21 protein-coding genes are annotated in these 22,552 nt (G+C 51.3%); 10 read left to right on the plus strand and 11 right to left on the minus strand.

What is annotated here, in order from left to right:
- Nucleotides 1–71 precede the first annotated feature (71 nt).
- On the minus strand, nucleotides 72–641 hold the full coding sequence (locus ACTZWV_RS02950; protein ID WP_444785100.1) for a gamma-glutamylcyclotransferase: 570 nt from the start codon (nucleotides 639–641) through the stop codon (nucleotides 72–74).
- Nucleotides 642–882: 241 nt separating this feature from the next.
- On the opposite strand from ACTZWV_RS02950, the gene ACTZWV_RS02955 reads away from it, so the two are divergent.
- Nucleotides 883–1,644, plus strand: coding sequence for an abortive infection system antitoxin AbiGi family protein (locus tag ACTZWV_RS02955; RefSeq protein WP_444785101.1), 762 nt, complete (start codon nucleotides 883–885; stop codon nucleotides 1,642–1,644).
- Between the two features lie 218 nt (nucleotides 1,645–1,862).
- On the opposite strand, the gene ACTZWV_RS02960 is transcribed toward ACTZWV_RS02955, so the two are convergent.
- The 6 genes from ACTZWV_RS02960 to xseA all read right to left on the minus strand — a co-directional run bounded on the left by ACTZWV_RS02960 (nucleotide 1,863) and on the right by xseA (nucleotide 6,661).
- Nucleotides 1,863–2,252 (minus strand): hypothetical protein, encoded by a 390-nt coding sequence (locus ACTZWV_RS02960; protein WP_444785102.1) that lies wholly within the window; start codon nucleotides 2,250–2,252, stop codon nucleotides 1,863–1,865.
- Nucleotides 2,249–2,533, minus strand: a complete 285-nt coding sequence (locus ACTZWV_RS02965; RefSeq protein WP_444785103.1) for a hypothetical protein — start codon at nucleotides 2,531–2,533, stop codon at nucleotides 2,249–2,251. Before ACTZWV_RS02965 ends, ACTZWV_RS02960 begins: the two co-directional genes overlap by 4 nt.
- Nucleotides 2,533–3,174, minus strand: coding sequence for a hypothetical protein (locus ACTZWV_RS02970; RefSeq protein WP_444785104.1), 642 nt, complete (start codon nucleotides 3,172–3,174; stop codon nucleotides 2,533–2,535). Before ACTZWV_RS02970 ends, ACTZWV_RS02965 begins: the two co-directional genes overlap by 1 nt.
- 182 nt (nucleotides 3,175–3,356) lie before the next feature.
- The gene (locus ACTZWV_RS02975) at nucleotides 3,357–4,184 is read right to left on the minus strand and encodes a MipA/OmpV family protein (RefSeq protein ID WP_444785105.1); all 828 of its coding nucleotides are present in this window, start codon (nucleotides 4,182–4,184) and stop codon (nucleotides 3,357–3,359) included.
- 480 nt (nucleotides 4,185–4,664) lie between these two features.
- Entirely contained in the window at nucleotides 4,665–5,066 is a 402-nt protein-coding gene (locus ACTZWV_RS02980; RefSeq protein ID WP_444785106.1) for a DUF4124 domain-containing protein, read from the minus strand.
- Nucleotides 5,067–5,323: 257 nt separating this feature from the next.
- The gene (gene xseA / locus ACTZWV_RS02985; RefSeq protein ID WP_444785107.1) at nucleotides 5,324–6,661 is read right to left on the minus strand and encodes an exodeoxyribonuclease VII large subunit; all 1,338 of its coding nucleotides are present in this window, start codon (nucleotides 6,659–6,661) and stop codon (nucleotides 5,324–5,326) included.
- Nucleotides 6,662–6,801: 140 nt separating this feature from the next.
- Here xseA and guaB point away from each other — a divergent pair, with 140 nt between their 5' ends.
- The 6 genes from guaB (at nucleotide 6,802) to ACTZWV_RS03015 (ending at nucleotide 12,615) form a co-directional block, all read left to right on the plus strand.
- Entirely contained in the window at nucleotides 6,802–8,271 is a 1,470-nt protein-coding gene (guaB, locus tag ACTZWV_RS02990; RefSeq protein ID WP_444785108.1) for an IMP dehydrogenase, read from the plus strand.
- Nucleotides 8,272–8,328: 57 nt separating this feature from the next.
- Nucleotides 8,329–9,906 (plus strand): glutamine-hydrolyzing GMP synthase, encoded by a 1,578-nt coding sequence (gene guaA, locus ACTZWV_RS02995; RefSeq protein ID WP_092789627.1) that lies wholly within the window; start codon nucleotides 8,329–8,331, stop codon nucleotides 9,904–9,906.
- Nucleotides 9,907–9,993: 87 nt separating this feature from the next.
- Nucleotides 9,994–10,443: an SRPBCC family protein gene (locus tag ACTZWV_RS03000; protein WP_444785109.1), complete on the plus strand. Its 450-nt coding sequence runs from the start codon at nucleotides 9,994–9,996 to the stop codon at nucleotides 10,441–10,443.
- Nucleotides 10,444–10,525: 82 nt separating this feature from the next.
- Nucleotides 10,526–10,744, plus strand: a complete 219-nt coding sequence (locus ACTZWV_RS03005) for a ParD-like family protein (RefSeq protein ID WP_310204840.1) — start codon at nucleotides 10,526–10,528, stop codon at nucleotides 10,742–10,744.
- Nucleotides 10,725–11,510, plus strand: a complete 786-nt coding sequence (gene map / locus ACTZWV_RS03010) for a type I methionyl aminopeptidase (RefSeq protein WP_444785110.1) — start codon at nucleotides 10,725–10,727, stop codon at nucleotides 11,508–11,510. Before ACTZWV_RS03005 ends, map begins: the two co-directional genes overlap by 20 nt.
- Nucleotides 11,511–11,619: 109 nt before the next feature.
- On the plus strand, nucleotides 11,620–12,615 hold the full coding sequence (locus ACTZWV_RS03015; protein WP_444785111.1) for an SMP-30/gluconolactonase/LRE family protein: 996 nt from the start codon (nucleotides 11,620–11,622) through the stop codon (nucleotides 12,613–12,615).
- 5 nt (nucleotides 12,616–12,620) lie between these two features.
- On the opposite strand, the gene ACTZWV_RS03020 is transcribed toward ACTZWV_RS03015, so the two are convergent.
- From ACTZWV_RS03020 to ACTZWV_RS03030, 3 genes are all read right to left on the minus strand, one after another.
- On the minus strand, nucleotides 12,621–13,592 hold the full coding sequence (locus ACTZWV_RS03020; protein ID WP_444785112.1) for a GGDEF domain-containing protein: 972 nt from the start codon (nucleotides 13,590–13,592) through the stop codon (nucleotides 12,621–12,623).
- A 172-nt stretch (nucleotides 13,593–13,764) separates the two neighbouring features.
- Nucleotides 13,765–16,857, minus strand: coding sequence for an efflux RND transporter permease subunit (locus ACTZWV_RS03025; protein ID WP_444785113.1), 3,093 nt, complete (start codon nucleotides 16,855–16,857; stop codon nucleotides 13,765–13,767).
- A 13-nt stretch (nucleotides 16,858–16,870) separates the two neighbouring features.
- Nucleotides 16,871–18,058 (minus strand): efflux RND transporter periplasmic adaptor subunit, encoded by a 1,188-nt coding sequence (locus tag ACTZWV_RS03030; RefSeq protein WP_444785114.1) that lies wholly within the window; start codon nucleotides 18,056–18,058, stop codon nucleotides 16,871–16,873.
- 171 nt (nucleotides 18,059–18,229) lie between these two features.
- Here ACTZWV_RS03030 and ACTZWV_RS03035 point away from each other — a divergent pair, with 171 nt between their 5' ends.
- From ACTZWV_RS03035 to ACTZWV_RS03045, 3 genes are read left to right on the plus strand one after another with little or no spacing between them, the layout of a single operon-like run.
- Nucleotides 18,230–19,042, plus strand: a complete 813-nt coding sequence (locus tag ACTZWV_RS03035; RefSeq protein WP_444785115.1) for a MipA/OmpV family protein — start codon at nucleotides 18,230–18,232, stop codon at nucleotides 19,040–19,042.
- Nucleotides 19,042–19,719: a response regulator transcription factor gene (locus ACTZWV_RS03040; protein ID WP_444785116.1), complete on the plus strand. Its 678-nt coding sequence runs from the start codon at nucleotides 19,042–19,044 to the stop codon at nucleotides 19,717–19,719. Before ACTZWV_RS03035 ends, ACTZWV_RS03040 begins: the two co-directional genes overlap by 1 nt.
- Nucleotides 19,697–21,106 carry a HAMP domain-containing sensor histidine kinase gene (locus ACTZWV_RS03045; protein WP_444785117.1) on the plus strand — a complete coding sequence of 470 codons (1,410 nt, stop codon included), beginning with the start codon at nucleotides 19,697–19,699 and terminating at the stop codon, nucleotides 21,104–21,106. The genes ACTZWV_RS03040 and ACTZWV_RS03045 overlap by 23 nt, the downstream gene beginning before the upstream one ends.
- On the opposite strand, the gene gorA is transcribed toward ACTZWV_RS03045, so the two are convergent.
- Nucleotides 21,093–22,448: a glutathione-disulfide reductase gene (gene gorA, locus ACTZWV_RS03050; RefSeq protein ID WP_444785118.1), complete on the minus strand. Its 1,356-nt coding sequence runs from the start codon at nucleotides 22,446–22,448 to the stop codon at nucleotides 21,093–21,095. The two genes, ACTZWV_RS03045 and gorA, sit on opposite strands and share 14 nt — an antisense overlap.
- Between the last annotated feature and the right edge of the window lie 104 nt (nucleotides 22,449–22,552).

A 22,552-nucleotide genomic window follows, 5' to 3' on the forward strand; every position in this document is an offset into this window, starting at 1 on the left:
AATTATGCCACAGTGCATTAAGTGATAATAGTTATCATTTGCGCAAATGATACTTGCTGCCGCCAATGCTGTTACGGCGATAGCGCTAACAACTGCCGCTCTATGGCAAACACATGCTCGTCATGCTCGTTCATATCACGTAGTGCCTGCGCCAGTTTTAACAGGTATTCACTATTCGGGCCGCTCGGGCCACGGCTTCTGGCAATATGCGCGGCAATTTCAGCGTCACTGGCAGGGCCTAAATACGCCTCGTTATCGGCACTGGCTAAATACAGCACGCCTTCAGTCTGGCCAGGCTCATTAAGCCAATGTAGTGGTGTAAATACACGCAGGTAACCGTTTTTCTCGCGATGGTCTAAATGCTCAAAGGTATCCGGCGTTACCTGGTACGCGATACCCACACAGCGCGCGCCGGGCGCTGCAATTAGCGTTAACACCCGGCCAGGCGCCTCCGGCGTACCACGATGATCATGCGAGCCCTGCCAAAACCGCCGCTGCCAGCCATAAATGCAGGCTGGTTTAGCGTCAAGATATTCAAAGTCGGTTTTATAAATCAGCGAGCCATAACCAAACAACCAAACAGAGTCGAGGTGATCCAACGGCTGGCGCTGTTTATTCAGGGAAATGGTGTTATGTGACATAACGCTCTGTTTAGCCAAAAACAACATTGTATTTTTAAGCAGCGACCAGCGAAAGTCTTTATTAGACGGAGATTTCCGTATTTGTCGGCATGACTAAACCGGGATGTACCTATAAGCCGTTGTAAATAATCCAGAACCGCTGTAATGTCATAAACACTAAGTTTACAAAGGCGGAAAAGTCCGTGTTTAAGTACGGATTTTTCGGCCTGATAAGCATTATGAATACTATGAAGGATCTTCCATGGCACTAAGTTCTAATTCCATAATTCATTTTACAAATACAAAGGATGCGCTGAAAGGAATTTTAGAAAGTAACTTTAAGTTGAAATATTGTAAAGAACAAATAGAAACAACAGAAGGGATTAGCCTTATAGGAGTGCCAATGGTTAGCTTCTGTGACATCCCTCTTTCAGAGGTAAAAGATCATATTATCAAGTATGGGAGTTACGGTATTGGCCTAACAAGGGAGTGGGCAGAAAGGAACGGGCTAAACCCTGTTCTATATCTAGAAAAGAATTCTAGGTTAGGGCTAAGTCTAGAAAAGGCCTACGACCATTTTGTCTATGCTCCCGAAGGGGGGTTGGAAGACTTGCTTGATGAAAATAAGGCAGTTTTTGATATTTTCAGGTACGTTAAAAATTATCAGTCCGACCTTGTTCGCCGTGGTCAAGTATTAAAAGACTATCGCTTTTCTGATGAAAGAGAGTGGCGTTTTGTTCCTTGTTACTCAGAAGATATTCCAATGATCATTGGTGCTGACATTTTGGGTAGTAATGATGATGAAGATATAAAATACATATCTGATGCTAATGATAAATTAAAAAATATCACTCTTGATTTTCAGCCGAATGACATTAAATACATCATAATTGAGAATGACAATGAAATTTCTGAATTTTTAGATTTGCTTCGTAGGGCAAAGGGTAATAAGTATTCATATAATGACATAGAAAGACTTATGACTAGGATATTGACTACTGAGCAAATAGTCACAGACATGTAGTTCGGGAAAATGAGGCGTAGCTAGTACAGCTAATTAACGTTGACCCTTTTTCTCAAGTCCTATGTCAGATGATCCTGTGGTAGCTGTGGTTGACCTAACACGGCAACGATCACGATAAAATCGGCTTATTTTGGACATCAGGGTCAGGTCTTGCGTTTTGCCTTTCCAAAAAGATTATGAACAGGATGGAATAAAGAGCGACTTTATCAATGGTTTAACTATCTATTCTCCAGCCGCTTATTAAGTGTTTGCAACAAGGCCTGAGCATCTTGTTCTGTGGCTAAGCAGACATCCTTGCCTAAGTAAGCGGACACCTGCGCATTCACACTATTGTAAGTGTAACTTTGCGCCTTAGCGGCTTTTTCAGCTAACAGCTCCTGCTGCTCAGTCATGCCCATTACAAAACTCAGGTCATCTTCACTTGCCAGCGCTTTGGCACCATCGGACAGATCAAACGCTAGGTTCATCAGCCGCTGGTTTTCCGGATCCGTAAAACCAATAGTATGCTCGGCGCAGGTAAGTAATGTAACAAAGGCTCTACCATGTTCGGTAAAGCCAGTGGAGTTAGTCGAGGTTGTCAGCACTAACAAAGCTATTAAGGCACTCATGTGTTTGTAGATACCTTGAGGCGAAAAAACTCGTACACAAATATACAGCTAAACACAGCCGAAGCCATCAGATAACTTACTGGAAAATGAACCGCTTTGATTGCCATTATGCAGGCACCCGCTAATGGTAGCGTTTTGTAAAGCGCCACTTTAGCCAGTCCCGTGCGCGATGTATTGCTTTGGGTTGCATCCTGATATTTTGCATCAATCATAATGGCGAAGTACAAGCAAACCGCCATTATGCCAAGTGAAATGATCGTGCTTAAAATATGCAATAACATCAAAAGTCTTCAAGTTTCAGTAAGCCGCGCATCGCAAGTTCTTTTTTTGCATTGTTAGCACCTGTAGACGTTAAAGCATGCATGCATCCTGCAAAAATAGTAACAATTGCGGCAGCGACACCCGCTCTTTGGACGTTTACACCACTGACACCAAATTTTTGCGCAGCTGCTCCGGCTAAGTTTGAATTGGTACTTTGCTTAGCTGCATTGACGATAGCGGTTTTCACACCTGATTCGCTTGCTGCCAAAAGAGCGCCACCAAGAGATATTGCAGTTAATGAGCCAAAGTCTAAGCCTAACTTTTCAACTGAACGCGCAAAGTTATTGTTCAACTTGTAATAGGATCTTAACTCATCATCAGACAAGCTCCAGCTAAACCAGTAAGGGTTTGCAATCATTTGTCCGGTCATGGGGGCCAGCTTGGCCAGCAGGTAACCTCGTGGTAAATCAAGAATGGCTTTGTTAACTTTCATCCGGTCCATGTGGTTAAGGCTTCTGAAGGTAAGAATACCAGTTAACAGGTATAAGCCGTTTGCAAGGCCTTTTAGTTCAGCAGCGTATTGGGTTAGATCCATCAATTTAATCAGAAAGCCAAGCGGGTCTTCCTTGTATTCTGCGGCGACATAAACGGTTCTGCTCATCACATTCTCCTTTGCGAATATAAAGTTCGTGGAGAATTTAACCGTAAAATGTTTTTTATGTAAAGTAATTGTTTGTTTTTTGCTTGGCGTGCAGTCAAATCAGAAGGATCAGTGTCATTGATTTTTGACCCCGTAGGTCCGGGACCGTCTAAAACCGGTCCCTTGCGCAAGCCAGGGTCGGGCTAGAATATATAAATAAACCCGATGCCTACTTCGGCTTCATAGTTGCTGCGGGCGATGGGGCTATTGCGCACGTCGCTGCTGAAATGCTCATACAGTGCCTCGGCGAAAATCTGCCAGTTGTCGTTGATATTATGCCGGTAGTTGTAATCAACCCCGATTGAGCGCAAGCCGCCACTCAGCTTGGTTTCATCTAAACCGGATGCCAGCGACTGCTCTGCAGTTATACCGAAACCTGTATTGGCATATTTGCTGTCGTGAAACACCGCCACGACATTAATTTCAGAACCCGAACCGTCGGTTTTATCGCCGAAGCGGCGGCCCACGCCAAACAAGCCCAGGTTGCCGTTGTCTCCGCTCACCAGCCGGCTTACCAACCAATAACGCCAGTCGTTGCTAAACGCCCGTCGTGCTTGCAATACTAATTCAAAGCCCTCTTCGTTATCACCCAGCCCGTCCAGACGACCATCGTCAGAGTCGTTTTCTTCGCGGCCCTCATCAAAGCCTATTAAGGCTTCGAGTAACCAGGTGTCAGAGCGCAGGCCGCGCCAGCCCAGTGCTTCACCGGCAAAGTAGAAAATATCATCACCGCGGCGCCACTGCACAGCGCCCGCTGGCTGTATTTCTACACCAAATTCGTCTGAGCCTTCGTAGGCGGTTTCATATTCAATGCCTAAGCCCAGCCCGAAAGCCCAACCATCATTACCTTTAGTAAAGTCATCAACTGAAGGCAAAGGTACCAGCGCTGCTTTATCGTCTTGCGCTAATGCGGTTTGAGGGAAAAAACCATGTATTAAAATGGCCAACAGTAAACCGGTAAAGTTTTTCATATAAAACCTCTTGTATGAGTTCGGATAGAAGGCACGCGGGAGTAAGCTCTTCAGTTGGGCTTTATTACGTGTAACCTTGAACAATAGATCTCAGAAAGAGGGGGGCGTAGCTAATTAATCGCGTGTAGCGCTGTATAGCGGTTGCTACTGCGCGCACAGCAAGAGTTATTAGGGTAAGAGATTAAGCACCTGTGAATCAAAAGAATCAAAATGGTCAGTGTCATTGATCTTGGATTAAGACATATGAACAGCTGAAATATCAACGACTCTGACCCCTTAGGTCTTTGAACAGCTGAGATATCAACGACTCTGACCCCTTAGGTCTTACCCCTTAGGTCTTCAGGAAAATGCACCACTTTGATTGCCATTAGAACAATGGGTCAAAGACTGACTCATGGTTTAAGGCAGCGTTTCGGGAGAATTGACCTCACTGGTCCTAAGTGCGGGTCAGTTGTCAGCTCAGCCTTAACGTCTATTTGGTTAGTTATTCCAGGCATTTGAGTTTTTACCACATTCTTTTTCTAATGCTCGCTTTTGATCGCTGAGCATTTTCACATATTCAGCTTTTTCTTTACCTGAGAGCTCATCTGCTGCAGCGATTAAAAACCCGAGACTGTTACCTTTTTTCCAACACTCATCAGATGATTTGTTAGATGTCTTTGCTTGTTTTGTCTTGTTTTGGCTTTCTTTAGCTTTAATCGCAGCTTGATGTTTTTTTACATCTTCAAATGTAAATGCATTGGTTTGCTTAATTTTAATCTCTTCAGCGACACTCACTTCATTTGGCTTAATCTGTGAGTAATGCGTTACACCTTTATCATCAACCCATGTGTAAATAGTGGCTTCTGTGTAACCACTAACGATGACTAAGGGTGCCAACAATAGGGTTAATGCGCGGGATATCCTTATCATTGTAAATAGACCAATATGTTATGAATGTGGTGGATTTTTGCATTGAAGTTATTCTGGTGTATCTTAGGTGTCAACAAATATTTATTTTATTTTTGGCGGTCGGAGCAGGTCCAATTGCTACTGGCGCGGGTTAGGGCTTTATCGTCTCAAGGTCTGCCACCACCCCCGGCAGAGTGCCAGTAATAAAGGATAAGGTGGCAAAACTTAAAGCCAGTGCCAGGCGGCTTCTAACCGCCACTCAGCTTTGTCACTTGCGCATCAAAACCGCCCTCCGCCAGTTTAATTGCTACCTTATCACCGGCTTTTAGCTGCGCGGCAGAGGTTACCACCTGCTGTTTATCGTCAAAGGTAATACTGTAACCGCGCGCTAAGGTTGCCAGTGGGCTAACGGTGTTCAGCTGGCTGCTTAACTGCGCCAGTAGTTGTTTGCTTTGCTTTAACTGCAACTGCTGGGCGTTGATTAGCCGGCGCTCCAGCTGGTTAATATGCTGCGTATGCGCCAATAAGGTTTTAGCCGGCGATAACTGGCGCAAGCTTTTATCCAAATATTGCTGCTGTTGCTGCGCAGCCTGCACCGCCCGTTTGGCGCTGGCGGTTAAGCGCAGTTGCAGCTCGTCGAGGCGTTGTTGCTGTTGCTGTAAACGGCGTTTTGGGTGCAAGGCTAACAGGCGCTGGCTTAAATTTAACAGCTTAGGCGCGATCTGTTGCATGCGGCTGCGCTGTGCTTGTAGCAGGCGGCTTTTTAGCTGCAATATGCGATCTAACAGATGCGACTGATCCGGCGAGACTAATTCTGCCGCAGCAGAGGGCGTAGCTGCGCGCATATCGGCAACAAAGTCGGTGAGGGCAAAGTCGATTTCATGGCCGACGGCACTGACAATCGGAATAGGGCAGGCGGCTACGGCACGGCATAAGGCTTCATCGTTAAAACACCATAAGTCTTCTAACGAGCCACCACCACGGCCGATAATTAATACATCTACCTCATTGCGCCGTATTGCTGTGCTAAGCATATTTCTCAGCTGTGCCGCAGCGGTTTCGCCCTGCACCTGGGACGGATAAACTATGACTTCAATACCCGGCGCACGGCGGTTCAGCACGGTAACGATATCGCGCACGGCAGCACCGGTGGGCGAGGTAATTACGCCGACGCGCTGCACCTGCGTGGGCAGAGGTTTTTTCCGCGCTTGGTCAAATAAACCCTCGGCCTGCAATTGCGCTTTTAGCTGTTCAAACTGCTGCTTTAATAAACCGGCACCGGCGGTTTCAATAAATTCGGCCAGCAGCTGATATTCGCCGCGCGGCTCGTACACGCTGATACGGGCGCGAATAAGTACCTGCTGGCCATTTTGCGGCCGGAAGCTGCTATTGCGGTTAGCCATTTTAAACATGGCGCATTTTACCTGGGCGGCGCTGTCTTTTAACGAAAAGTACCAGTGGCCGCTGGCGGCAGCGACAAAGTTTGACACTTCGCCCTGCAGCCACAGCGTTTGAAACTGCAGCTCCAGCGTAAGGCGTACTTCACTGTTTAACCGGGAAACGCTATAGATATCGGGGTTTTGCATAAAAAACGTACCAGCAGCTGGCCTGACAACGAAAACGCTAGAGTAACATAAAACAAAAAAAGCTTTGTGATACGCACGCAAAACCGTTAAAATTGCGCCGCAACATTCCCTATCTTTTCAGCCACAGCGAGATTGTTGCAATGCTCAGGATCAAACAAGAAGCCCTTACCTTTGACGACGTGTTATTGGTACCGGCACACTCCAGTGTTCTACCTCATACAGCCGATTTACGCACCCGACTGACTAAAAGCATCACGCTGAATATTCCTATGGTTTCTGCGTCTATGGACACAGTAACCGAAGCCCGCTTAGCCATAGCGCTGGCGCAGGAAGGTGGCTTGGGTTTTATTCATAAAAACATGACCATCGAAGAGCAGGCCGCTAACGTTCGTAAAGTTAAAAAGTACGAAAGCGGTGTGGTGTCAGACCCGGTAACGGTAACGCCGGATATGAGTATCCGCGAAGTGCAGACCTTAGCACAGCAGTGCGGCTTCTCCGGTTTCCCGGTGGTGGATGCCAGCAATAATCTGGTGGGCATGCTAACCAGCCGTGATATGAGCTTTGAAGCCAACAATAATGAAATTGTCTCCAGCCTGATGACGCCACGTGAGCGTTTAGTCACCGTGCTGGAAACGGCGCCGCGTGAAGAAGCCTTTAAAAAGATGCACCAGCACCGGATTGAAAAAGTGCTGGTGGTCGACAACGACTTTAAATTAAAAGGCCTGATCACTGTACGCGATTACTACAAAGCCGCCAGTAAGCCTAACGCCTGTAAAGACGAGTTAGGCCGCTTGCGCGTAGGCGCGGCCGTAGGCGTAGGGCCAGGCACTGACGAGCGTATTGCTGCGCTGGTAGAAGCCGGCGTAGATATTCTGCTGATCGATACCTCGCACGGTCACTCGCAGGGAGTTATTGACCGGGTAAAACAAACCCGCGCCCAGTACCCGGAGTTACAAATTGTCGCCGGTAACGTCGCTACTGCTGCCGGCGCTAAAGCGCTGGCTGAAGCCGGCGCTAACGCGGTGAAAGTGGGCATAGGCCCGGGTTCTATCTGTACTACCCGTATTGTGACCGGCTGTGGTGTGCCGCAAATTACCGCCATTTCTGAAGCAGCGATGGGCGTGGCCGGCACTGATGTCACCATTATTGCCGATGGCGGTATCCGTTTCTCCGGTGACATCGCCAAAGCCTTAGTGGCCGGTGCTAACCTGGTGATGGTAGGCTCGATGTTTGCCGGTACCGAAGAAGCGCCGGGCGAAGTTGAGCTGTACCAGGGCCGTTATTACAAATCTTACCGTGGTATGGGTTCACTGGGCGCTATGGCGCAGCGTAATGGCTCGTCAGACCGTTATTTCCAGGGCAGCAATAATGCCGAGAAACTGGTACCGGAAGGCATCGAAGGCCGTGTGGCCTACAAGGGCCCGATGGAAAATATTATTCACCAGCAAATGGGTGGCCTGCGTAGCGCCATGGGCTTAACTGGTTGCCCAACCATCGACGAGCTGCGCACCAAGCCGGAGTTTGTCCGGGTAACTTCAGCCGGTATGGGCGAGTCGCACGTGCACGATGTGCAGATCACTAAAGAAGCCCCTAACTACCGTTTAGGCTAAACAGTTTCGGTTTCATCGGCTGGCTCACCCCAGCCGCTTTACTTTTTAAAGGTCGCTATGAACAAAAACATTCATCACCACCGCATCTTAATCCTCGATTTTGGTTCGCAATATACCCAGCTGATTGCCCGCCGCGTGCGCGAAATTGGCGTCTACTGTGAGCTGTGGGCCTGGGATGTTACCGAAGCGCAAATTCGTGACTTTAACCCCACCGGTATTATTTTATCCGGCGGCCCGGAAAGCGTACACGAAGCCAACTCACCACGGGCGCCACAATATGTGTTTGAAGCCGGTGTACCTGTGCTGGGCATTTGCTACGGCATGCAAACCATGGCCGAGCAACTGGGTGGCAAGGTGCAGGGCTCGGATATGCGCGAGTTTGGTTATGCTCAGGTAGAAGTGGTAGCCGCTAACGATTTATTCGCCAAAATTGAAGATCATGTCGGCAGCAGCGGCAATGCGCTGTTAGATGTGTGGATGAGCCACGGCGATAAAGTAGTACAGGTGCCGGACGGTTTTATTACCTGCGCCAGCACCACCACTTGCCCGCATGCCGGTATGGTAGATGAAGCGCGCCAGTTCTACGGTGTGCAGTTCCACCCGGAAGTTACCCACACCCGCCAGGGTCAGCGTATGCTGGAGCACTTCGTGGTGGATATCTGCGGTTGCGACAAACTGTGGACACCAGCGACGATTATTGAAGACGCCATCATCCGCTTAAAGCAGCAGATTGGTAATGACCAGGTTATTTTAGGCTTGTCCGGCGGCGTTGATAGCTCGGTCGTGGCCATGCTGCTGCACCGTGCTATCGGTAAAAACCTGACCTGCGTGTTTGTTGACAACGGCTTGCTGCGCTTAAACGAGGGCAAGCAGGTAATGGATATGTTTGGTGACCATTTCGGCCTGAACATTATCAAAGTAGACGCCGAACAGCGCTTCCTGGATGCTTTAGCCGGTGAAAACGAGCCGGAAGCCAAGCGCAAAATTATCGGCCGCGTGTTTGTTGAAGTGTTCGACGAGCAGGCGCAAAAACTGGAAAACGCCAAGTGGCTGGCGCAGGGTACTATTTACCCGGACGTGATCGAGTCAGCCGGCTCGGCCACCGGTAAAGCGCACGTGATTAAATCGCACCACAACGTTGGCGGCTTACCGGCACATATGAAAATGGGCCTGGTAGAGCCACTGCGTGAGCTGTTTAAAGACGAAGTACGCAAAGTCGGTTTAGAGCTCGGCCTGCCCTACGACATGCTGTACCGCCACCCGTTCCCGGGCCCGGGTTTAGGTGTGCGCGTACTGGGCGAGATCAAAAAAGAATACTGCGATATTTTGCGCCGCGCCGATGCGATCTTTATCGAAGAGCTGCACAAAGCTGAGCTGTACCACAAAGTAAGCCAGGCCTTTGCCGTATTCTTGCCGGTGAAATCGGTAGGCGTAATGGGCGATGCGCGTAAGTACGACTGGGTAGTATCACTGCGCGCAGTAGAAACCATCGACTTTATGACAGCGCACTGGGCTCACCTGCCATACGAGCTGCTGGGTAAAGTATCTAACCGTATTATCAATGAGATCAACGGCATATCCCGCGTGGTTTACGATATCAGCGGTAAACCACCGGCGACGATAGAGTGGGAATAACCCCGTCCAGCTAAATAAAAAAGGCCAGCGCAATGCTGGCCTTTTGCTATGTTAATCAGCAATAATATAGCGGTCTCAGGATTGTATATGCGTAATGTAAAACAGCTTCACTTCAGTATTGTGATTAATGCACCGGTGCAAACGGTGTGGCAGCGGATGTTGTCTGACGTTGGTTACCGTAACTGGACGTCGGCATTTTGCGAAGGCTCGTATTTTAAAGGCAGCTGGCAGCAGGGGGAGACCATACGGTTTTTATCGCCCTCCGGTGATGGCATGGTGGCGACTATTGCTGAACATAAACCGCTGGAGCTTATCTCGATTAAACATCTGGGCTTTATTGTCGCCGGTAAAGATGATTTTAGCAGCGATAATGTTACCAGCTGGGCACCGGCGTATGAAAACTACCGTTTTCGTGCGGTAGAAACCGGTACTGAAGTCAGTATTGAGCAGGATATAGCGCCTGAGTATGAGCAATATATGCAGGACACCTGGCCCAAAGCACTGCAAAAACTGAAGCTGTTAGCTGAGCAAGCCTGAGCCTGCTGCCGCTGCGACTTTACGGCGATATGCGCTTTATATATAATTCGTATATTCACCGGTCCGGCTGCGGAGTAAAACCTTGGGTATTGTTAAAATTGCAGATGAACTGCATGAAGAAATTCGTAAAGCCAGCGGCGCTATGTCGCGCTCTATTAATGCCCAGGCCGAATTCTGGCTGAAAATGGGCATGCTGGCGGAGCTGTATCCCACGCATAATTATCAGCAGTTGGTGCAGATGCTGCTACAGCAGGCAGAGTTTAAACTGGCCGGAGGCAGTGATGAGCGCCGTTCAGCTTAAAACCGCCGCCGGGCTGGCGCTGCAACGTGAGGCCGGCCGTTTACTGGCACAGGTGTTTGCCATGCTGGATAACAACATCGTGGCGGGCATGTCTACCTTGCAAATTAATGAGTTGGCCGAGCGCTATATAGTTGATGAGTTGCAGGCGCGGCCGGCCAGTAAAGGCCAGTACGGTTTTGCCTATGTGCTGAACACCTCGGTAAATGACGTGGTATGCCATGGCGTGCCATCAGCCACGCAGCTATTGAAAGACGGCGATATTATTAATGTCGATATTACGCTGGAAAAACACGGCTTTATTGCCGACTCCAGCAAAATGTATGGCATAGGTGAGCTAAGCTTGCCGGCACGCCGCTTGATAGATGACTGCTATAGCGCGCTGTGGCTGGGCATTAAAGCGGTAAAACCCGGCGCTCGTTTAGGTGATATCGGCTTTGCCATTGAGCAGTTTGCCCGCAGTAAGGGCTACAGCGTGGTGCGCGAATATTGCGGCCACGGCATAGGCCGTGACATGCACGAAGCACCGCAGGTACTGCATTACGGCGCGGCCGGCACTGGTATGCTGTTAAAACCCGGCATGGTATTTACCATAGAGCCGATGCTGAACCAGGGTAGTGCTAAAGTAAAAACCAAAAAAGATGGCTGGACAGTAGTAACCCGCGATAAAAAGCTGTCGGCACAGTGGGAACACACCATTGCCGTAACCGAAAACGGCGCAGAAGTGCTGACACTGCGGCCGGAAGAACAAGCGCAGCTTACGGCGTAACACGCCTGGTTGCAGCAATAAACATAACCGCAACAGCAAAATTGAGCATTTCTTCCAACGGGTACTAATGCTAGCCTGTAAGCACTTAGCCTGACTTAATGGACTTTTTATGCGTTGCTCCGCTTTTATACTGTGTTTATTGGCTACCCCTGTACTGGCTGCCAACCCGCCATTGCCGGCACAGCCGGTATTAACGCTTAAGCCTGATATGCAACAGGTAGTGGCTGCAGATGCCACCTTGGAGCAACTGGCCGACGGCTTTCGCTGGGCCGAAGGGCCAATAGCTGAGCCGGGTAGCGGCGATATTCTGTTTTCCGATGTGCCGGAGAATAAAGTTTACCGCTGGAATAAAGCACAGGGCTTAACAGTATATTTGCAGCCGTCCGGCTATAGCGGTTTATATCCACAGAACAACCTGCAGCAAGGCGCCAATGGACTGATTTTTAATAGCGATAGTAAGCTGGTACTGGCGCAGCATGGCGACCGCCGCTTAGCGCTGTTTAATGGCTTCGACAATGGCGTACCGCAGTATCAAACTTTAGTCACAAAGTTTAACGGCAAGCTGCTAAACAGCCCGAATGATCTGGTGCAGCATAGCAGCGGAGCTTACTACTTTACCGATCCGCCTTATGGCTTAAAAGGCGGCGATGATTCAACAGAAAAACAGCAAGGCGTAAATGGCGTATACCGGTTGGCGGCAGATGGCAAGATCACGCTATTAGCTGATAATTTAACGCGCCCCAATGGCCTGGCGTTTTCACCGGACGAGCAATGGCTGTATGTCGCCAATTCCGACCCTGCCGCAGCACAGTGGTGGCGCTATGCCGTCAACGAAGATGGCAGCCTGGGCAAGGGAGGGTTGTTTTTTGATGCTACAGCAGCAGCCAAAACCGCCAGCGGCTTACCCGATGGCTTAAAAGTGCTGCCATCAGGCGTATTATTGGCCACCGGGCCGGGCGGGGTTTGGCTGTTATCGCCGCAGGGCGAACACCTGGGCACAATACAAACCGGTGTCGCGGCGGCCAATGTGGCATTAAGTAGCGACAACAGCTGGCTGTATATTACCGCCAGTAGTTATTTACTGCGGATTAAACTGCGGTCGTAGCGGTTTTAGTCCGGCGCCTGAGACACACAATTGCGGCCGTTGGATTTTGCCTGATACAGGGATTCATCGGCACGCTGGATCAGGCTGTGCAGATCGTCAGCGCTGCGACACTGTGTTACCCCTATGCTGGCAGTACAGTTTGGTGTTAACGGGTTTTCAATGGTGTGTTGCTCCAACGTCAAGCGAATGCGCTCTGCCAGAGCGTAAGCACTGCTGATAGCTGTGTCGGGTAAAATAACCAGAAACTCCTCGCCACCAATGCGACCGATAAAGTCAGTTTTTCTCATCTGTTGTTTAAAAGTTCCGGCGGCGCTTTTTAAGGCGCGATCGCCGGCCTGATGGCCAAAATTGTCGTTTACCGCCTTAAAGTGATCCAGGTCCAGCATCATAATACTCAGTGCGGTGCCCTGACGCTCAGCGCGGGCAATTTCCAGCTCAAGCAGGCGCATAATTTCGCGCCGGTTTAACAGCTCTGTCAGCTCATCGGTGGTAGCCATTTTTTCCAGTTGTGCCGTGCGCTTTTTTACCTCAGCTTCCAGCCGCTGGTTTGATGCTTCCAGTTCATGTTCAGCCCGCATCAGCTCGACAATTTTAGCCTCCATAGCACGCTTACCGGGCAAACTTATCACCTGCGGCAGCAAGTACCACAGCAATATCGCCGTCAGCATGGAGATAATGCCGGTCATCGACTTAATAATGCCGTGAATATAGTAGTAGCCATGCCAGACATTGATAATGCCGAGAATATGGGTGGCGCCGCAGAAAAAAATAAAACCGGCAAACAGCAGAAATATCCAGTCAAAACGCAGATCATCCCTGGCTCTGACCAGCTTTATCAGGGCCAATGGGATCAGCATATAGGCGATAAATGTCAGCGTATCGCCACCCACATGCAGCAGCAGTAAATCTGTGCGCCATAGCAAACAATGGCCATGTGGCATAAAGTCGCCGTTCAGTAACTCATTGATAAACGCCATTTTTTATCCTGTTTACGGTTGCAGCTGCAAATCAGCTTAGTCAACATTGGGCAAAGGTGTTGTAAGAACCGAAACAAAGATACCGCAAGTACAGCCGTTAGCGCTACAAGACTGTTAGCGGGCGGGATAGGGCTGATGCAACGTGATCAGCCCGTTATCTGCAGCAGCCCCGTTATCCGGGCTGGTGATTAAGCGGTGAGAAGTGGCGTAAGCGCGGTTTCAGCCACTGCACGACATCATCTACAACAAGGTACACCACCGGAATGACCAGCAGGCTGAGAAAGGTTGAGGTGATAAGGCCGCCAATGACCACGATCGCCATCGGTGCGCGAAAGCTGGGATCACCACCCATACCTAAAGCTATGGGCAGCATACCGGCGCCCATGGCAATAGTGGTCATCACTATAGGCCGCGCCCGCTTGCGACAGGCGTCGATAATGGCATCCCAACGGTTTAGTTGATGATCGCGTCTGGCAATGATGATGTAATCAATCAGCAGGATGGAGTTTTTGGTGGCGATGCCCATTAGCATGATTAAGCCAATCATCGCCGGTAGCGATAGCGCAGAGTTGGTTAAAAACAGCGCCAAAAAGGCGCCCGGTACGGAGAGAATCAGCGCGGCAAGAATGGTAACCGGCTGGACAAAGTCTTTTAGCAGCAGTACCAGCACCATATAGATACAAAACACCCCGGTTAACATCGCGATAGCGAAGCCGCTGACCAGCTCGCCCATCATTTCAGCGTCGCCCAGTGCGGTTTGCGACACGCCGGGCGGCAGGCTTTGCAGGCCGGGTAATGCCATAACGGCTTGCTCAACCACACCCAGCGGCAGGTTATTCAGCTCTACGTCGAAGTTGATATTGCGCATCCGGTCAAAGCGGGCGATTTCTGCCGGGCCGCTGCTTATTTCCAGGCTGGCGACATTTTCCAGCGCTACCGGGCCGCGGGCACCTGGTACCGGTAAGCGTTTAAAGGTGTCGAAATCTTCGCGGGCGATATCGCTCAGGCGCACCACTACCGGTACCTGGCGTTCACTCAGGTTGAGTTTGGCCAGGTCCTGCTCATAGTCGCCGGCGGTGGCAACCCGCAGCGTATCAGCAATGGCTGACGAGGTAACGCCAAGGTCGGCGGCACGGGAAAAATCTGGCTTAATCAGCAGCTCCGGCCGCACCAGGCTGGCGCTGGAGGTAACAGCGCCTATGCCGGGGATTGCCCGTAACTCGCGCTCAACCTGCAGCGCATGTTGTTGCAATATACGGCTGTCTTCGCCGGCCAGTACCAAACGGTAGTTTTCGCTGTCACCCATGCCCACTTTAATTCTGGCGCCTGGCAGGGGGCTTAAGGTGTCGCGTAATTGCTGTTCAATTTGTTGTTTGGTAACCCCGGCGCGCTGATTGCGGTGGGTTAGAGTTAGCGTAAGTACCGCTGAGCGCACACTGGCTGCCGCGCTGCCGCCGTCATCTGATGCACCGGAGTTGCCACTGCCGATAGCGGTGTAAATTTGTTTTACCTGCACGTTTTGCTGCAGCAGTTGCCGTGCCTGTTCGGCCAGGGCTACGGTATCCTGTAGCTTAGTGCCGGGCTGCAGAGTAAGCCTGACTTGAGTTTGCTGGTTATCATCTGCCGGCATAAAGGCACCGGGCAATGCCATCGCCAGCATAAGGCCGCTGATAAAAAATACCGCCGCAGCGCTTAGCGTTATGCCTTTGTGCTGTAAGCACCAGGTGGCCAGATTCAGGTAGTAGCGGATCCAGCCCGGTTCCGGTTTAAGCTGATGCTTCTGCATAGGGGCGCGCAGCAGATAGGCGGCCATCATTGGCGTAAGCAGCCGGGCCACCAGCAGGGATAACAGTACCGCTATGGCTGCTGTCCAGCCAAACTGCACAAAGAACTTGCCGATTACGCCGCTCATAAAGGCGGTGGGTAAAAATACCGCTATCAAGGTAAAGGTAGTGGCAACCACTGCCAGGCCTATTTCATCGGCGGCTTCCTTCGCCGCCTGAAACGGCGTTTTGCCCATCAGCAGATGGCGCTCGATGTTTTCTATTTCAACGATAGCATCATCTACCAGCACGCCGATCACCAGGGATAACGATAACAGCGTCACTGTATTGAGCGAAAAGCCCATCAGATGGATCACTAAAAAGGTCGGAATGATCGACAGTGGCAGTGCCAGCGCAGAGATAAAAGTAGCCCGCCAGTCGCGCAGAAACAGCAATACCACTAACACTGCCAGCAGGGCGCCTTCATACAATAGCTGCATGGAACCGGCATAATTCTCTGCTACCGGGTCAATCAGGTTAAATACTTCAGCTATGCTGATATCCGGCTGCTGTGCTTGCAGCTGTTGCAGAGCAGCCCTTACCCCTGCGGCCACTTCAAGTTCGCCATAACCGATAGCGCGGGTTATCTCAAAACCCACCACCGGCTCGCCGTTCAGAAAAGCGGCAGAACGCTGCTCTGCCACAGTGTCAGATACGCTGGCTATCTGATCCAGCCGGATACGACGGCCATTGGTTAACGTGATCTCCATAGCGGCGAATTCTTCTGCCGATTGCACGGTTGCAAGGGTTCTTACCGATTGTTCCATGCCGCCAAAATGGGCACGGCCGCCGGCAGCTTCTTGTTGCACCAGCCGTAGTTGGCGGGAAATATCGGCGGCAGTGGTATTGAATGCCAGCAGGGCAGCAAAATCCAGCTCGACGCGGATTTCGCGGTTAACGCCGCCCACCCTGGCTACCGCACCCACGCCTTTTACTGCCAGCAGGGTTTTGCTGATATCGTTGTCGACAAACCACGACAAGGCTTCGTTATCCATCCGCGCAGAACTAAGACTGTACGTCAGAATAGGTGAGCCGGACAATTCTTCTTTTTTTACTACCGGATCGCGCAAGTCTGCCGGCAGATCAGCCCGAATGCGCGACACCGCATCACGTACATCATCAACGGCTTGTTGTATCGGGCGCTCCAGCCGGAACTCAACCGAAATACCGGCTTCGCCATCGGTCAGGTTGCTGTAAATGTGTTTAACGCCCTGTATGGTAGCCAGAGAGCTTTCTATTTTACGTACTGCATCGGTTTCAAGCTGAGACGGCGAAGCGCCCGGTAAGGACAAACTAACGGTAACAGTGGGTAATTCAACATCAGGCAGATCCTGGATTTTCATCGCGCGAAAGCTGCTGAGGCCGGCAAAGGTCAGCAGAATAAACAACAGGATAACCGGCGTGGGGTTGCGTATGGCCCGGGTAGAGATATTCAAATTCATTTTATACTCCGGTTTACATCACGTCGTCTGACTGAGCGGCCAAAGCCGTTGCTGTGGCGCTGAGTTTGGCCGTTGTTGCCGACGGCTGCGCGTCAGGCTGGGGGGGCACAATCCGCACTAAATCACCATCGCCAAGAAAAGCGCCGCCCGTTACCACCACTTGGTCCGCCGCTGTTATACCGCCGCTGATTTCTACTAAATCCGCGGTGCGCCGCCCGGTGCTGACTTTGGTTTGTCTGACTCTCGCATCCTCGCCGACTTGCATCACATAGCTGAAACCATCGCGCAGTAGCACGGCAGTTTGCGGCAGAGTCAGTACTTCTGCAGTGCCAAGTTCAAAGCGGCCACGGGCAAAGCTACCGGCGCGGAGGCTGTGATGCAAAGGCAGGTCGACATAAACCAAAGCATTACGGCTTTGGGTATCCACCACCGGCGCGACCATGCGTAGTGAACCGGTAATGGCTTCACCACCCACCGGCGTAACGTAAACAACCTGGCCCGGTTGCAGTTTTGCCAGGTCTGCTGCAGACACTTCAGCCCGCCATTCCAACCGGCCGCCCCTGATCAGGCGGAACAGCTGCTGGCCCGGCGGCAGCACGGCACCGACAGTGGCATCCCGGGCCGAAATAATGCCGTTGTCCGGTGCCAGCACCCGGGTTTGTTCAAGGCGTAATTGTTGGCTGTGCAGGCTGGCTTGGGCTGACTGCAGCCGGGCCAGAGCGGTTTTTTCCGCCGTACTGTATTGCTGAATTTGCTGTGCCGACAGCGCACCGCTGGCTTGCAGCTCTGCAGCGCGTTTTACATCGTCTGTCGCTTCCGCCAGTAAGGCTTCAGCTTCAGCTACTGCAGCCTGGCTTTGCGCCAGCTCAGAGAGCACGGTATCAGCGGCAAAACTGGCCAGCAGCTGGCCGCGCTTGACGATATCACCAACATTAACCAGCACCTGATCCAGTTTCAGGCCATTGGTTTCATTGCCAATGCTGGCTTCCTGCCAGGCGCAGATATTGCCACTGGCCGACAGAGTCAGGGGTAATACAACCCTTTGCGGCCTGGTTAGGGTAACGCTAAGTGTAGGCTTAGCCGCTGCAACGGCAGTGTTATCTGCTACTGCATCAGTGCTGTCTGCAGCGACGATTATTGCGGTGGTAACGGCTACCACTAGCGCTGCGGCAATGAAAACAACCTGGTGAGACCTCTTCATTTTCTGCTTCCTCAATTTTACCTGGCATCAGCGTTACTGTCGGTTAAGTTGCCTTTCAGCAAACTTACTGACAGAAAAACAGTAAAAAAATGTTGCGGTAAGTTTTAGGTAAGTCAGGCGATGGATGATGGCAGTTCTTTTACATCAATATCATTTGAAAGGAACTGATCTATGCGCTCGTATATCTCACCCCTGCCTTATAGTGAAGCGACAGCAACACGCACGCTGGCAACAGCAGTTATGCTGCTTGGCGGTTTACCTTTGACTGTTGCTGCACAGCAGCCGGATGACGGCACGTCGTCATGGGGTTTGGGCGTGGCGGTTATCACCAGCCAGAAAGCCTATACCGGTATTGACCGTGACAATAAGCTGTTGCCGATATTGTCATATGAAAACCGCTACATCCGGCTGAGCGGGCCGGAACTGGCGGTTAAATTACCGGGTTATCAGTTTAGTGAGTCGAATAACGTGAGTTTCAGTATTATCGGCAAGTACGATTTTACCGATTACAAGCAAAGTGATGCGCCAATCCTTAATGATATGGCAGACAGAGATGGTGGTTTCCGCGCCGGCTTTAAAGCAGAATGGCAAAACAGTATTGCGGATATCAGTGCTGAATATGTTACTGAAGTGTCCGGTGACAGTGAAGGCAGCGAAGTTAATCTTACGGTAGAGAAAACCTGGCATTTTGCTCAGCATTATATGTTTACCCCCCGCATAGCGGTGAGCTGGCAGGACAAAAAACATATAGATTACTACTATGGTGTACGCAGCAATGAAGTGACCGCAGGGCGGGCATTTTATCAGGGGGAAGCCGGAATGAATATTGAGACAGGCGCACGAGTCGGCTATATGTTTAAGCAAAGGCATATTATTTTTCTGGATGTTAGCCTGACCAGCTTAGCGACAGAAATAAAAGACAGCCCTTTGGTTGACCGCTCCACTGAAAACCGGGTATTTCTCGGTTATAGCTACAGCTTCTGATGAATCGTATCCTGTTGCTTGAAGATCACGAGCGTTTAGCCCGGTTGATATGCGAGGGGCTGGCGCCTGCCGGTATAGTCGCTGATATGTTCAGCCGGATAGATCATGCCCTGGTGGCACTGCAGCAAGTGCCGTATCAGGCGCTGGTGATAGATCGCGGCGTGCCGGATGGCGATGGCCTGTCGCTGTTGCGTCGGTTACGTGATAGTGGTAACACAGTTCCTTGCCTGGTATTGACAGCTCGCACCGCACTGAATGATCGGGTTGAAGGCCTGGATGCCGGTGCCGATGATTATCTGGCCAAACCTTTTGCCATGGAAGAAATGGTGGCGCGGGTGAAGGCGCTGCTGCGTCGCCCGGCAGAGGTACGTGCGTTGGAGCCGCAATGCGGTGACTTAACGCTGCGTCCGGCTGACAGCCTTATGTGTTGCGGGGATAAATGCGAAATCCTGGCGCCGGCAGAGCTGCAAATTATGTTGTTACTGGTGCGCAGATGCAATGAATCGGTGCGCCACAGTGCACTTGAAGCCGCCGGCTGGGGCTTTAGTGAAGCGGTTACGCCCAACGCACTGGATGTGGCATTGCACCGCATCCGGCGAAAACTGCAGGCTATCGGCTCGCAGCTGCGGATAGTAAATATAAGGGGTATAGGCTATGCGCTTCGCCACGATGTTTAATTTCAATAGTTTGCGACTGCAGGTATTACTGTCTTATCTGGCCGGGATGATGCTGAGCATCACACTACTGGTGTTGGCTGCGCTTTGGGTATTGCAAAATAATACGCTTGCCAGGATGGACCTGGCTGATGCAGCGGCCGGGATCGCAGACGATATCCGCTACAATGACGATGGCACGCCTGTTGGCTTTGCGCCGAAGGTAGAGGATGTGACATGGTTGTTTGAAAGTTTCCCGCGTGAAACGGCGTACCGGATCCTGGATAAAGCCGGTAACGTAGTTTTACAATCGGGGGCCGGTGAGTCTGTCTGGCCTCAGAGTAAAGAGCTGCTAAGACTGGAGCGCGGCCGGTTTGATTTTGAGCATGACGGCTTGACTATGCATGGTGCAACTGAGCCTGTCATGCTCAATGACAACGTCTGGTATTTGCAGCTTATCGCCAGCACAAGGTTTATGACGCTGATGCATCGTCGTATTGCGCTGCCGCTGGTGGGAACCGGTGTTACCCTGTTTAGCCTGGTGCTGCTGCTCGCTTTTGGTTTATGCGCTTACATCACTTTGCGCTACACGCTAAGGCCACTAAAAGATATCTCTCAGTCTGCCGCCACTATTTCTCCTCATTCTCTGGATGTTCGTCTGCCGGTTAAAGGCGTGCCTACCGAGCTTGCACCGCTGGTAAGCAGTTTTAATCAGGCCCTTGAACGGCTGGAGCATGGTTATCGGGTACAGCAGGAATTTCTGGCCACCGCCGCACATGAGTTAAAAACCCCGCTGGCGTTAATCAGTGCTCAGCTGGAATTGATGCCGGCAACAGAGCAGCGTAACTGGCTGCTGCATGATGTGCGCTATATGTCGCGCCAGGTGCAGCAGTTATTGCTGCTGGCCGAAGCCAGCGAGCAGCAAAACTACAGGTTTATAACGCTTGACGCCACCGAGATTGCGGCAGAGGTTGTCGCCTATTTACAGCGTATGGCTGATAACCAACAAGTGAAATTGCGCCTGGAGCGGCATATAGCCAGCCTGATATTGCCGGCCGATAAAGGCGCTTTATTTACCCTGCTGAAAAACCTGCTGGAAAATGCCATTCAGCATGCACCGGCAGATAGCACTGTGGCGGTAGATGTGTTCGCCGACAATATCAACGTGCGCGACCATGGCCCGGGCGTAAGTGAAGCGCAATTACCACAGTTGTTTAACCGCTTCTGGCGCGCAGAAGCCAGGCGGGATAGCGGTGCCGGGTTGGGCCTGACTATTTGCCGCGAAATTGCCCTGGCGCATGGCTGGGTGTTATCTGCACACAGAATGCAGCCGGGGCTGCAGTTTCGGCTGCAGCTGGTTGCTGATAATGACGGTGATAGTCAAGCCGGTAAGCAAATTAGCGCAGCGTAACAAACTCTTCTGCGCTGGTGGGGTGCAGCGCAACAGTGTTGTCAAAATCGGCCTTGGTGGCGCCCATTTTTATTGCTACGGCAAAGCCTTGCAGCACTTCGTCCATACCCTCGCCAATGCCGTGCAGGCCGACCACTTTTTCTTCCGGGCCTGCGCACACCAGCTTAAAGCGGCTGAGCGCACGGTGTGCAGTGATGGCGTTATACATGGCGGCGAAGTTTGAGCGGTACACTTTGACATTAGCCGCGCCGTATTGCGCAATAGCTTCTGCTTCCGTTAAACCAATAGTGCCGATTGGCGGGTGGCTGAATACTACAGTAGGAATGAGCGCGTAATCCATATGCGCATCGCTCATGGCCGGGTTAAACAGCCGTTCGGCCAGCAGGCGGGCGGCTTTTACCGCTACCGGGGTTAGCTGGGCTTCGCCGGTAATATCGCCAACGGCATAGATGCCGTTCACGTTGGTATTTTGGTATTTGTCGGTGCGGATATAACCGTCTTTATCGGTTGCCACGCCGGCAGCGGCCAGGTTCAGTTTATCGGTTGCCGGGTCGCGGCCAATGGCCCAGATCAGGCAATCCACGTCAGTAAATACGCTGCCGTTATCGCAATGCACCGTTAAGCTGCCGTCGCTCATCTTCTCTACTTTATTCACATTAGACCGGGTATGCAGCTGCAGCTTATCTTGCGCCATGCGCTCAAGCAGCATATCGGTGATGTCGCTGTCGAAGTTGCGCAGCGGCCGGTCTTTGCGTACCAGCAGGTGGGTGTCGCTGCCCAGCGCATGCAATACACCGGCGATTTCTATGGCGATATAGCCGGCGCCGATAACCAATGCTTTTTTTGGCCGGGTGGTTAAAGCAAAAAAGCCATCGGAATCTATACCGTGCTCTGCGCCCGGAATATCAGGACGCGTCGGGCGGCCGCCGGTGGCGATAGTAATATGGTCGGCGGTAATGCGCTCACCGTTGACTTCGACGGTATGGGCATCGATAAATCGGGCAAAGCCTTCAATGTAGGTTACGCCGTTGCTATCAAAGCCACTGTGGTAGCTTTTATGAATCCGCTGAATATAGGCCTCGCGGTTCTTCACCAGGGTGGCCCAGCTAAAACGGTTTTGCGTGACGTCAAAGCCGTAATCTGCGCTGTATTTCAGCGCTTCGGCAATATGGGCGCCATACCACATCACTTTTTTGGGTACGCAGCCGACATTAACGCAGGTGCCGCCTACGGCGTTGGCTTCAATTACCGCGGCGCTGGCACCGCGTTGGGCCGCACGGTTGGCTCCGGCAATACCGCCGCTGCCGGCACCGATAGCAAGATAGTTAAAATGACGGGTCATACGCTGTTCCACATTGCAGATCAATGCACTGGTTATATGGGGTAAAGCGATATTTTACAAGCCCGGCGCTGCTGTTAAGTAAAAGCAACAACGCCGGGTAACTT

The sequence above is a fragment of the Rheinheimera sp. NSM genome, assembly GCF_052380015.1.
Lineage (GTDB): Bacteria > Pseudomonadota > Gammaproteobacteria > Enterobacterales > Alteromonadaceae > Alishewanella.